The 13,955-nt window shown below is 74.5% G+C and carries 1 protein-coding gene; it reads right to left on the reverse strand.

The genetic code is table 11. The features are described from left to right. Nucleotides 1–13,955, reverse strand: a 13,955-nt coding sequence (locus GA0115233_RS37715) for a type I polyketide synthase (protein ID WP_141689628.1), incomplete at both ends; no start/stop codon positions are given.

Consider the following 13,955-nt stretch of genomic DNA (forward strand, 5'->3'; position numbering starts at 1 on the left):
GACGCTCGCTGTGCCGAACACCTCGGCGCCCAGGTGACGCGCCACCTGCGTGGCCGCCATACCCACTCCACCGGCCGCCGCGTGCACGAGAATCCGCTCCCCCGCACGCAGTCCGCCGAGGTCGGTGAGGGCGTAGTACGCCGTCAGGAACACGATCGGCACCGAGGCCGCCTGCGCGAACGACCACCCCGCCGGAACACGGGCCACAGTCCGGGCATCCGCGACCGCGACCGGCCCGAAGGAGCCGGGGAACATGCCCATCACCCGGTCCCCAACGGCCAACCCGGTTACTCCCGGCCCGACTTCCGTGACCACACCGGCGCCCTCGCCACCGAGCAGCCCCGCCTGTCCCGGGTACATGCCGAGCGCGTTGAGCACGTCGCGGAAGTTGACGCCCGCCGCCCGTACGGCGATACGGACCTGGCCCTCGGCCAGTTCGGCGGAGGCCTCGGGGAACGGCAGCAGGGCGAGGGTGTCCAGCGTGCCCTTCTCCGTGCTGTCCAGGTGCCAGGCCGGCTCGTCCACCGGGACCGGAAGCCCATCGGCTGCCGGGACGCGGGCCAGTCGCGGCGCGTACAACTCGCCGTCGAGTACGGCGATTTCGGGCTCACCGCAAGCAAGGGCCGCCGCGAGCGCGGCGCGTGAGGCGTCGGTGCCGTCGGCGTCGACGAGCGCGAACCGGCCCGGCGCCTCGGCACAGGCGGACCGCACCAGACCCCACACCGCGGCGAGCGCGGGGGCGGCAGGCGTACTGCCCGTCGCCACAGCGCCCTCGGTGACCACGACCAGGCGGGACTCCTCGAAGCGGTCGTCGTCGAGCCAGGCCTGTACGGCGTCCAGCACCCGCCCGGTCACGGCGCGCACAGTGTCGACGTTCCCGTCGTCGGTCCCGTCGGCGGCCGTCACCGGGAACAGCACCGCCGCCGGAACCGGCACGGGCAGCTCCGCCAGGCCGGGGTACTCCGCCGCGCCGGGCAGCAGCCCCGTCGTCGATCCGATGACCGCGGCGTCGACGGCGGCGGTGCCGGGCGCCGTGACCTTGGCCCAGTCGACCTGGAAGAGGCTCTCGCGGTGCCCGTCGGACCCGGCGCGGGCGGCGAGATCACCGGAGACCTGGCGCAGCAGCAGCGACTCCACGGAGGCGACGGTGCCGCCCGCCGGGTCGGCCAGTTGGAGGGCGACAGCCTCCGGTCCGGCCTGCACCATGCGGACACGCAGGGCACGGGCACCGGACGCGCGCAGGGACACGCCGCTCCAGGAGAACGGCAGCCGCCCCTGTCCGGCCTCCGCCAGCGACACGAACATCATCGCGTGCAGGGCGGAGTCCAGCAGCGCGGGGTGGATGCCGAAGCCACCGGCCAGCCGCTCGTGGTCGTCGGGCAGACCGACCTCTGCGAAGACCTCCTCGCCGCGCCGCCACACGGCGCGCAGACCGCGGAAGACGGGCCCGTAGGCGAACCCGGCCTCGGCGAAGCGCTCGTAGAAGTCGTCCACGGGGACGGGCTCGGCGTTCGGCGGCGGCCAGGCCGTCAGGTCGGCCTCCGAACCGGCCGCGGGCGCGGGACCGGAGCCGACGGAGCCGCTGGCGTTCAGCGTCCACGGGTCGGTGTCCAGCGCGTCCTCGGCCCGCGAGTAGACCTCCAGGGTGCGGGAGTCGTTCTCGTCGGGCGCGCCGACCCTGACCTGCACCAGGCGCCCGGTGCGCTCCGGCACGACGAGCGGGGCGGCGATGGTCAGCTCCTCCACGCGGTCGTAGCCGAGTTGTCCGGCGGCGCACAGGGCGAGTTCGAGGAAGCCGGTGCCCGGGAAGAGCACGGTGCCGGAGACGGCGTGGTCGCGCAGCCAGGGGTGCGTGCGCAGCGAGAGCCGTCCGGTGAACAGCGCCTCCTCGCTGCCGGCCACGGAGACGGCGGCCCCCAGCAGCGGGTGCTCGGCCGAACCCAGGCCCGCGGAACCGAGGTCGCCGAGGGTGACGCCGTTCAGGTTCGGCCAGTAGCGGCGGCGCTGGAAGGCGTACGTCGGCAGCGGCACGGGGGCGGTTTCCGGGAGTCGGGCCGCCCAGTCCACGGCGGCGCCGTCGACGTGCAGCGTCGCCACTGCGGCCAGCACGGATTCGGATTCGGCGCGGTCCTTGCGCAGGAGCGGCACCGATACGGCGGCGTCCTCCAGGCAGCCCTGCGCGAGGGCGGTCAGGGTGCCGTCGGGGCCCAGCTCCAGGAAGCGGCCCACGCCTTGCTCCACGAGCGCCTGTACGGCGTCGGCGAACCGCACCGCCTGGCGGACGTGCCGCACCCAGTAGTCGGCGGACGCCAGCTCCTCGGCGGTGACCGGCTCACCGGTCACCGTGGAGACGAAGGTCAACTTCGGGTCGTCGTAGGTGAGGCTTTCGGCGACCTTGCGGAAGTCGGCGAGCATCGGGTCCATGAGTGGGGAGTGGAAGGCGTGGCTGACGCGGAGGGGGGTGACCTTGCGGCCCTGGTCCCGGAAGGGCGTGACAACCGAGTTCACAGCCTCCGCCTCGCCGGCCACGACCACGGCATGGGGGCCGTTGACGGCGGCGATGCCCACCTCGCCTGTGAGCAGCGGCAACACCTCGTCCTCCGAGGCCTGCACCGCCACCATCGCGCCGCCGTCCGGGAGCGCCTGCATCAGACGGCCGCGGGCTGCGACGAGCTTGCAGGCGTCGGACAGCGACCACACCCCGGCCACATGCGCCGCCGCGATCTCACCGATCGAGTGACCGGCGAGCACGTCCGGGCGGACGCCCAAGGACTCCAGCAGCCGGAACAGAGCCACCTCAAGCGCGAACAGCGCGGGCTGGGTGTACTCCGTACGGCTCAGCAGCTCCTGATCGTCACCGAACACCACCTCCCGCAGCGGGAGCGTCAGCTCGGTGTCCAGGTGCGCGCATACGGCGTCGAAGGCATCGGCGAAGACGGGATACGCCTCGTACAACTCCCGCCCCATACCAAGCCGCTGTGAACCCTGCCCCGCGAACAGGAACGCGGTACGCACATCACGCCGAGCCAGGCCGTTGACCGAGTTCACAGCCACCTCACCCGAAGCCACAGCTCCCAGGCCCCGCAGCAACTCCTCCCGATCGCCACCCCACACCACGGCCCGGTGCTCGAACAACGACCGCGAGCGCACCAGCGACGACGCCACGCCCGTCACCGACACGCCCTCGCCGGACGACACGAACTCCGCCAGCCGCCCCGCCTGATCCCGCAGCGCCGCAGCCGTACGCCCCGACACCACCCACGGAATCAGACCCTGGATCTCCTCCGAGCGGATCGTCTCCTCGACCGGCGCCTCCGCCAGCACCACATGCGCGTTCGTCCCGCTGAGCCCGAAGGAGGAGACACCGGCGCGGCGGATCCGCCCGTCGGCACTCGGCCACTCCACATGCTCGTCGAGCAATTCCACGGCCCCGGCGGACCAGTCCACGTGGGACGACGGCTCCTCGGCGTGCAGCGTGCGCGGGAGCACCCCGTGCTGCAGGGCGAGCACCATCTTGATCACGCCCGCGACACCGGCGGCGGCCTGCGTGTGCCCGATGTTGGACTTCACCGACCCCAGCCACAAGGGCCGTTCACGATCCTGCCCGTACGTCGCCAGCAACGCCTGCGCCTCGATCGGGTCACCCAACGAGGTCCCCGTACCGTGCGCCTCCACCGCGTCCACATCAGCCGCGCTCAACCCCGCCGACGCCAACGCCTGCCGGATCACCCGCTGCTGCGAAGGACCGTTCGGCGCCGTAAGGCCGTTCGACGCACCGTCCTGGTTGACGGCCGAACCGGCAACCACCGCCAAGACCCGCCGCCCATGCCGCCGCGCGTCCGACAGCCGCTCCACCAGCACCAGCCCGGCGCCCTCCGCGAACCCGGCCCCGTCCGCCGCGTCCGAGAACGCCTTGCAGCGGCCGTCGGAGGCCAGGCCCCGCTGGCGGGAGAAGTCCAGGAAGAGTCCCGGGGTGGACATGACGGTCACACCGCCCGCCAGCGCCAGATCGCACTCCCCCGCCCGCAGCGCCTGCACAGCCAGGTGCAGGGCGACGAGGGCGGCCGAGCAGGCGGTGTCGACAGTGACCGCGGGACCTTCCAGGCCGAGGACGTACGAGACGCGCCCGGAGACGATGCTGGCGGCGTTGCCGGTGCCGAGGTGGCCGCCGACGTCCTCGCCGGAGGCGACGAGGAGCGGGGTGTAGTCGTTGCCGTTGGTGCCGGCGAAGACTCCGGTACGGGAACCCCGTAGGCTCACCGGGTCGATCCCGGCCCGCTCGAACGCCTCCCAGGCCAGTTCCAGCAGCAGCCGCTGCTGCGGGTCCATGGCCAGGGCCTCGCGCGGGGAGACGCCGAAGAAGGCGGGGTCGAAGCCGGCCATGTCCCGCAGGAAGCCGCCCTCGCGGGCGGTACAGGTGCCGGGGTTGTCGGGGTCGGGGTGGTAGAGGTTGTCGACGTCCCAGCCGCGGTCCGCGGGGAACGGCTCGATGGCGTCGGTGCCGTCGGCGAGCAGCCGCCAGAACTCCTCGGGGCTGTCGGCGCCGCCGGGGAAGCGGCAGCTCATCGAGGTGATGACGATCGGGTCGTCGTCGACGGCGGCCACCGGGGCGGGCACGCCGCGGTCCTCGTCGGTCGCCGTGTCGCCGAGTTCGGCGAGCAGCATGCGGGCGAGTTCGGCGCAGTTGGGGTGGTCGAAGACGAGGGTGGCGGGCAGCCGAAGGCCCGTGAGCTTGTTCATGCCGTTGCGCAGTTCGACAGCGCTCAGCGAGTCGAAGCCGAGGTCGCTGAAGGCGCGGGTCGGCTCGATGGCCTCCGGTCCGGGGTAGCCGAGGACGGTGGCGACGTAGCCGCGTACGACGTCGAGGACGGCGTCGGCACGTTCGTCGGAGCGCAGGCCCGCCAGGTGGCGTACCAGTGCGGGGCCGTCGGCGGTGTCGGCGCCGAAGGTGTCGGCCGGGGTCTGTCCGGTGCCGCCGCCGCTCGCGGGGGCGAGGACGCGCTGGGCGTCGGGCAGGGCGCGGAGCAGGGCGCTGGGGCGGGAGCCGGTGAAGGCGGGGGCGAAGCGGTCCCAGCCGATGTCGGTGACGGCGAGGTAGGTCTCGTCGTGGTCGAGGGCCTGCTGGAGTGCCTGGCAGGCGAGTTCGGGCTGCATGTCGTAGACGCCGTAGCGGCGCAGGCGTTCGCCGACGGCGCCTTCGCCCATGCCTCCGTCGGCCCAGTGGCCCCAGGCGACGGCGGTGGCGGGCAGGCCCTCGGCGCGGCGCCGGGCGGCGAGCGCGTCGAGGAAGGCGTTGCCGGGGGCGTAGTTGCCGAGGCCGGGGCCGCTGATGGTGCCGGAGGTGGAGGAGAACAGGACGAACGCGGACAGGGGCTTGTCCTTGGTCAGTTCGTGCAGGTGGAGGGCGGCGGTGGCCTTGGTGCGCAGCACCGGGTCCATGCGGCCCGCGTCGAGGGCGTCGATGACGCCGTCGTCGAGGTGTCCGGCGACGTGCAGGACCGCGTCGAGCGGCTGGTCCTCGGGGAGGGAGTCGATCAGGTCGCGCAGGGCGTCCCGGTCGGTGACGTCGCAGGCGGCGATGGTGACGCGGCCCGCGCCGAGGGCGGTGAGTTCGTCGCGCAGTTCGGCCGCGCCGGGGGCGTCGGCGCCGCGGCGGCTGGTGAGGAGCAGGTGGTCGGCGCCGAGGGAGGCAAGCCAGCGGGAGACGTGGCCGCCGACGGCTCCGGTGCCGCCGGTGACGAGGACGGTGCCGCGCGGCCGCCAGGGTGCGCCGGGCGGGGTGGCTCCGGCGAGGGGGGCGCGGTGGAGGCGTCGGCCGTAGGTGCCGGAGGCGCGGACGGCGGTCTGGTCCTCGCTGTCGGGGCGGGCGAGCAGCGCGCACAGCCGGTCGGCGGAGCGGCGGTCGAGGTCGGCGGGCAGGTCGATCAGGCCGCCCCAGCGGTCGGAGTGTTCGAGGGCGGCGACCCGGCCGAGGCCCCAGACGAGGGCCTGGGCCGGGCTGAGGACGGGTTCGGCGGCGGTGACGGCGACGGCACCGCGGGTGGCGCACCACAGGGGTGCGGCGATGCCGAGGTCGCCGAGCGCCTGGACGAGGGCGAGGGTGGCGGCGAGTGCGGCGGGCACGGAGGGGTGGTCGTGGTGCGGGGTCTCGTCGAGGGCGAGGAGGGAGAGGACGCCGCCGAGGTCGCCCATGGACACCTCGGTGCTCTCCGCGAGCGCGTCGGTGATCCGGGCGGCGAGTCCCGCGCGGTCGCAGTCGCTCGCGGCGCCGTCGACGGTGACGACGCGTACGGCCACGCCGCGGTCGGTGAGGGCGCGGTGGACGGCGTCGGCCAGCGGGTGGCCGTCCGCCGGTACGGCGAGCAGCCAGGTGCCGGCCGGGGGCGCGCCCGCGGTGTCCTGGGTGAGCGGGGTCCAGTGGACGGTGTAGCGCCAGTTGTCGACGGTGTTCCGCTCGCGGCTGTCGCGCCGCCAGGCGGACAGTGCGGGCAGTACCTCGCGCAGCGGGGTGTCGCCGCCGAGGTCGAGGGTGGCGGTGAGGGTGTCGAGGTCCTCTTCCTCCACGGTCCGCCAGAAGCCGCTCTCCACGGCGTCGGAGACCGCGGCCGGTGCGTCGGTGGCGTCGGCGCGGAGTTCGGGCCAGAACCGCAGGCGCTGGAAGGCGTACGTGGGCAGGTCGACGCGGCGGGCGCCGGTGCCGGCGAAGACGCGGTGCCAGTCGACGGCGACGCCGTGGGCGTGGGCCTCGGCGAGGGAGGTCAGGAAGCGGTCCCGGCCGCCCTGGTCGCGGCGGAGCGTGCCGAGGACGACGGCGTCGGCTGCCGCGTCCTCGATGGTCTCGCGCAGCCCGAATGCGACGACGGGGTGCGGGGAGACCTCGATGAACGCGCGGTGCCCGGCGGCGAGGAGGCCGCGTACGGCGTCCTCGAAGCGGACGGTGTCGCGCAGGTTGGTGTACCAGTAGGCGGCGTCGAGGGCGGTGTCGTCGTCGAGCCAGTCGCCGGTGACGGAGGACCGGAAGGGGATGTCGGCGGGCCGGGGTTCGAGTCCGGCGAGCGCGTCGAGGACCGGGCCGCGCAGGGGTTCGACGTGCGCGGAGTGGCTGCCGTAGTCGACGGCGACCATGCGGGCCTGGACGCCTTCGCCGGTGAGTTCCGCGAAGAGTTCCTCCAGGGCGTCGGCGTGGCCGGAGACGACGACCGAGCCGGGCCCGTTGACGGCGGCGACGGCGAGGCGCCCGTCCCAGCGCTCCAGGCGCGGGCGGACCCGCTCGGCGGGCAGCGGTACGGACATCATGCCGCCGTCGCCCGCGATGGCGGTGATGGCCTTGCTGCGCAGCGCGGCGACGCGTGCGCCGTCCTCCAGGGTCAGCGCCCCGGCGACGACGGCCGCGGCGATCTCGCCCTGGCTGTGGCCGACGACGGCGGCCGGTTCGACGCCGTGGCCGCGCCACAGGTGGGCGAGGGAGACCATGACGGCCCACAGCACGGGCTGGACGACGTCCACCCGGTCCAGGTCGGGCGCGTCGGGTCCGCCGCGCAGGGCGTCGGTCAGCGACCAGTCCACCCAGGGCGCGAGGGCCTGCTCGCACTCGGCGATACGGCGTGCGAACTCCGGTTCGGTGTCGAGGAGTTCGCGGCCCATGCCGGGCCACTGGGCGCCCTGGCCGGGGAAGACGAGGACGGGTCCGGTGCCGCGCCGGTCGGTGCCGCGCACCACCTCGCTGACCATGCGGTCCTCGGCGAGGTCGCGCAGTCCGCGCTCCAGTGCGTCGAGGTCGGCGGCGAGGACGACGGCGCGGTGCTCGAAGGCGGTGCGGGTGGTGGCGAGCGACAGTCCGAGGTCGGTGAGGGCGGTGCCGGGGTGGGCGCGCAGGTGGGCGAGGAGCCGTCCGGCCTGGGCGCGCAGTCCGTCGGCGGTACGGGCGGACAGCGGGGCGGGGACGAGCGGCAGCGCCTCGGCGTCGTCCTCGCGTTCCTCGGCCGGTGTGTCGGGGGCCTGTTGGAGGATGACGTGGGCGTTGGTGCCGCTCATGCCGAACGAGGAGACGCCGGCGCGGCGCGGGTGGCCGGTCTCGGGCCACGGCACGGCCTCGTCGAGGAGCCGTACGGCGCCCGCGGACCAGTCGACCTCGCGGGTGGGTGTATCGGCGTACAGGCTGGCGGGCAGGAGGCCGTGGCGCAGGGCCATCACCATCTTGATGACACCGCCGACACCGGCCGCGGCCTGGGAGTGGCCGATGTTGGACTTCAACGAGCCGAGCCACAGCGGCTGTTCGGCGGGGCGGTCCTGGCCGTAGACGGCGATCAGGGCCTGCGCCTCGATGGGGTCGCCGAGCGTCGTCCCCGTGCCGTGCGCCTCCACGGCGTCCACGTCGGCCGGAGTGAGGCCGCCCGCGTCGAGCGCGGCGCGGATGACGCGCTGCTGGGAGGGGCCGTTGGGGGCGGTCAGGCCGTTGGAGGCGCCGTCCTGGTTGAGGGCGCTGCCCTGGACGACGGCGAGCACCGGGTGGCCGTTGCGGCGGGCGTCGGAGAGCCGTTCGAGGACGACCATGCCGACACCCTCGGCCCAACTGGCGCCGTCGGCCTCGGCGGAGAACGGTTTGCACCGTCCGTCCTCGGCGAGCGCGCGCTGACGGCTGAACTCGATGAGCGAGCCCGGCGTCGACATGACGGTGACGCCACCGGCGAGCGCCATCTCGCACTCCCCCTGCCGCAGCGACTGCACGGCCAGGTGCAGGGCGACGAGCGAGGACGAGCAGGCGGTGTCGACAGTGAGCGCGGGGCCCTCCAGGCCGAGCGCGTAGGCGATACGGCCGGACAGGACGCTCGGCGAGTTGCCGGTGCCGATGTAGCCCTCGAAGTCGTCCTTCGCGGCGCCGAGGATGTTCACGTAGTCCTGGTAGGTGACGCCGGCGAAGACACCGGTGAGGCTGCCGCGCCGGGACGCGGGGTCGATACCGGCGCGCTCCAGGGCCTCCCAGGAGGTCTCCAGCAGCAGCCGCTGCTGGGGGTCCATGGCGAGGGCCTCGCGCGGGGAGATCCCGAAGAAACCGGGGTCGAAGTGGGAGGCGTTGTGCAGGAAGCCGCCCTCGCGGGCGTAGCAGGTGCCGGGGTTGTCGGGGTCCGGGTGGTACAGCTTGGCCAGGTCCCAGCCCCGGTCGGCGGGGAACGGCGAGATGCCGTCACCGCGGTTCACCACCAGCTCCCACAGTTCCTCGGGGCTGGCGACACCGCCCGGGTAGCGGCAGGCCATGCCGACCACGACGATCGGGTCGTCGTCGAGGCGGGTGCGGGCGGCGACGGGTGCCGCCGCGTGGGCCGCGGTGCCGAAGAGTTCGTCGTCGAGGTGCGCGGCGAGCGCGAGCGGTGTCGGGTGGTCGAAGACGAGGGTCGCGGGCAGCAGGACGCCGAGGTCGGCGCTGAGCCGGTTGCGCAGTTCGACGGCGGTGATGGAGGCGAACCCGAGGTCCTTGAAGACACGGTCGGGCTCGACCTCGTCGACGTCGGCGTAGTTGAGGACGGCGGCGGTGGTGCGACGGACCAGGTCCAGCAGGACGCGCTGCCGTTCGGCGGGTGAGCGGCCGTCGAGCCGGTCGACGAGAGCCGTGGCCCCTTCTGGCTCCTCGGCCGCACGACGGCGGCGCGACCGGACGGGGGCGGTACGGGCCTCGGCGGGGGCCCCGTTTTCGGCAGTACGGGTCTCGGCGGGGGCCGCGCTCGGGGCGGTACGGGCCTCGGCGGGGGCCGCGTTATCGGCAGTACCGGTCTCGGCGGTGACCGCGTGGCGCAGACGCAGGGAGTCGACGGTGAGGACGGGCGCGCCCGTGGCGTCGGCGGCGAGCAGGGTCAGGGTGTTGTCGCCGCTCCGGGCGAGACGGACGCGCAGGACGGCGGCGCCCTCGGCGTGCAGAACGGCTCCCTGGACGGCGAACAGCAGCAGGTGCTCGTCGAGTCCGGCGGGCAGGCCGAGACCGAGGGGCTGCAGTGCCGCGTCGAGGAGCGCCGGGTGCAGGGCGTACCGTCGGGCCGCGTCACGCTCGCCGTCGGGCAGGGCGATCTCGGCGTACGCGTCGTCGCCGTGCCTCCATACGGCCTTCAGCGCGCGGAACGCCGGTCCGTACGCGGGGCCGTCGCCGGCGGCGAGCCGGTCGTACAGGTCCCCGATGTCGACCGGTTCCGCGCCCGGCGGGGGCCACTCGGCGAGCGAGGGGATGGCCGTCCGGGCGGTGGCGGGCGCGAGCAGGCCTTCGGCGTGCAGCGTCCACACGGTGTCGTCGTACGGGCTCTCGCCGTCCCCGGAGTGGATCGTGACGGGCCGGGTGCCGCGGGCGTCGGGTTCACCGACCCGGACCTGGACGCGGACGGTGCCGTGCTCGGGCACGGTCAGCGGTGCCTGGAGGGTGAGGTCGCGCACCTCGTCGCAGCCGACGCGGTCGCCCGCGTGGACGGCGAGTTCGAGGAAGGCGGTGCTGGGCACGACGGGCCGCCCGGCGAGCCGGTGGTCGGCCAGCCAGGGGTGGGAGCGCAGCGACAGCCGCCCGGTGAGGACGACGGCGTCGCCGTCCGCGACCCGCACGGCGGCGGCGAGCAGCGGGTGCCCGGTGGCGTCGAGGCCCAGGGCGGAGGCGTCACCGGCGTCGGCGGGCACCTCCAGCCAGTACCGGCGGCGCTGGAAGGCGTAGGTGGGCAGCGCCGGGCACGGTGCTTCGGCCAGCGCGGGCAGGGCGGCCGTCCAGTCGACGGCGGCACCCCGGGTGAACAGCGCGGAGGCGGCCTCCAGCAGGGCGCGCGGCTCGGGACGGTCGTCGCGCAGCGCGGGCACGTGCAGGGCGTCGGCCAGGTCGGTGCCGGACGCGGCGAGGGTGGTGAGGGTGGCGTCGGGGCCGAGTTCCAGGGTGCGGGTGACGTGCTGCGCGGCCAGCGCGCGCACGCCGTCGGCGAAGCGCACGCAGTGGCGCAGGTGCCGTACCCAGTAGTCGGGGGAGGCCAACTCCTCGGCGGTGGCGGGTTCCCCGGTGACGTCGGAGACGACGGGGATGCGGGGCGCGGCGTACGTCAGGGTCTCGGCGACGGCCCGGAAGTCGTCGAGGACCGGGTCCATCAACGGGGAGTGGAAGGCGTGGCTGACCCGCAGCCGCCGGGTGCGCCCGCCGCGCGCCTCGACGACGGCGGCGATCTCGCGCACCGCGTCCTCGGCGCCGGAGACGACCAGGGACAGCGGCCCGTTGACAGCGGCGATGCCCACCTCGTCTGTGAGCAGCGGCAGCACCTCCTCCTCGGAGGCCTGGAGCGACACCATCGCGCCGCCCTCGGGGAGGGCCTGCATCAGACGGCCGCGCGCGGCGACCAGCCGGCAGGCGTCCTCCAGCGACCACACCCCGGCGACGTGCGCGGCGGCCAGCTCACCGATGGAGTGCCCGAGCAGTACGTCGGGCCGCACTCCCCACGCCTCCAGCAGCCGGAACAGGGCCACTTCGAGCGCGAACAGGGCGGGCTGGGCGAACTCGGTGCGGTTGAGGGCCTCCTGGTCGTCACCGAACACGATGTCCCGCAGCGGGCGCGGCAGTTCGGCGTCCAGGTGGGCGCACACGGCGTCGAAGGCGTCCGCGAAGACGGGATACGCGTCGTACAGCTCCCGCCCCATGCCAAGCCGTTGCGACCCCTGCCCCGCGAACAGGAAGGCGGTACGGCCGTCGGAGAGCGCCGAGCCGACGAGAGTGCCGTCACTCCGGTCGCCCTCCGCCAGGGCGCGCAGGCCGTTCAGGAGGTCGTCGCGGTCGGCGCCGAGGACGACGGCACGGTGCTCGAACACCGCCCGGGTACGGACGAGGGAGGCGGCGATCTCGGTGGGGGTGGCGGCGCCGGGCCGCTCGTCGAGGAAGTTCGCCAGCCGCTCGGCCTGGGCGCGCAGGGCGGCACGAGTACGGGCGGACACCAGCCAGGGCAGCAGGGCGGGTTCGTCGGTCGTCCGCTCCTGGGCGGGTGCCACAGGGGCGGCGGCGGGAGCTTCGAGGATGACGTGGGCGTTGGTGCCGGACACACCGAACGCGGAGACTCCGGCGCGGCGCGGACGGTCCTCGTGCGCGGGCCATTCCCGGACCTCGGTGAGGAGTTCGACGGCACCGGACGACCAGTCGACGTGGGACGACGGCTCGTCCACGTGCAGGGTGCGCGGCAGCACCCCGTGCCGCATCGCCAGAACCGTCTTGATGACCCCGGCGACCCCGGCGGCGGCCTGCGTGTGCCCGATGTTCGACTTCAACGAGCCCAGATACAGCGGCTGTTCGCGGTCCTGACCGTACGTGGCGAGGACGGCCTGCGCCTCGATGGGGTCGCCGAGCGTAGTCCCCGTGCCGTGCGCCTCGACGGCGTCCACGTCGGCCGGGGTGAGGCCCGCCGACGCCAGCGCCTGCCGGATGACGCGCTGCTGGGAGGGGCCGTTGGGCGCGGTGAGCCCGTTGGAGGCGCCGTCCTGGTTGACGGCGGACCCTGCGACGACGGCGAGCACCTGGTGCCCGTTGCGGCGGGCGTCCGACAACCGCTCCACGACCAGGACACCCACGCCCTCGCCCCAGCCGGTGCCGTCGGCGGCGTCGGAGAACGCCTTGCAGCGGCCGTCGGCGGCGAGCCCGCCCTGCGCGCTGAACTCCACGAACGCGCCGGGGTCCGCGAGCACGGTGACACCGCCCACCAGGGCCAGATCGCACTCGGCGGAGCGCAGGGACTGCGCCGCGAGGTGCAGCGCGACGAGGGACGAGGAGCAGGCGGTGTCGACGGTGACGGCCGGCCCCTCGAAGCCGAACGTGTAGGCGATACGGCCGGACACCACGCTGCCCGCGACACCGGTCAGCAACTGTCCGTCGAGCCCCTCGGGCACCTCCCGCAGCCCGGCACCGTAGCCGGAGCTGCCCGCGCCCACGAACACTCCGGTACGGCTGCCGTGCAGCGCGTCGGGGCGGATCGCGGCGTGCTCCAGCGCCTCCCAGGACGCCTCCAGCACCAGCCGCTGCTGCGGGTCGACGGCGAGCGCCTCCCGGGGGGAGATACCGAAGAAACCGGGGTCGAACTGGGCCGCGTCGGTGAGGAATCCACCGGCACGGGTGTGGCTGCGGCCGTTGCGGCCCTCGCCGGTGCCACGGAGCGCGTCGAGGTCCCAGCCTCGGTCGGTGGGGAACTCGGAGATCGCGTCCGTGCCCTCGGCGACCAGTCGCCACAGGTCGCCCGGTCCGGCGACACCGCCGGGCAGACGACAGGCCATGCCGACGATGACGACCGGGTCGTCGGTGGCCGAAGGAACAGGTACGGGGCTCTGTCCGGCGTCCTGTGTCCCGTCGCCCAGGAGTTCCGTGCGCAGGAACCGGGCGAGGGCGGCCGGGGTCGGGTGGTCGAAGACGAGCGTGCTGGGCAGGGTGAGGCCGGTCTCGGCGGAGAGGCGGTTGCGCAGTTCGACAGCCGTCAGCGAGTCGAAACCGAGGTCACGGAAGGACCGGGTGGCCTCGACCGCGTCGGCACCGGTGTGGCCGAGCACGGCGGAGGCTGCGGCGCGTACCGCGTCCAGGAGCTGGCGGTCGGCTTCGGGGCCGGAGAGCTCGGCGAGTCGTTCGCGCAGGCTGGTGCCGGTTCCGTCGCCGGTCGGGGTGTCGTGGGGTGCGGGCTGGGCTTCCGGGATGCCGGTCAGGAGGGGGCTGGGGCGGACGCTGGTGTAGGCCGGGGTGAAACGGGCCCAGTCCACATCGGCGACCACGACGACCGGATCGGAGCCGGAAACCGCCCGGGCCAGGGCTCCGACCCCGCGCTCGGGATCGAGTGCGATCAGGCCACGGCGGCGCAGCGCCTCCGCTGCCTCCGCATCGGCGGCCATACCGGCCTCGGCCCACGGGCCCCAGGCGATGGCGGTGCCTGCGAGGCCACGGGTACGGCGCGCCTCGATCAGCCCGTCCAGACAGGCGTTAG

Source organism: Streptomyces sp. DI166 (genome assembly GCF_900091315.1).
Taxonomy (GTDB): domain Bacteria; phylum Actinomycetota; class Actinomycetes; order Streptomycetales; family Streptomycetaceae; genus Streptomyces; species Streptomyces fuscus.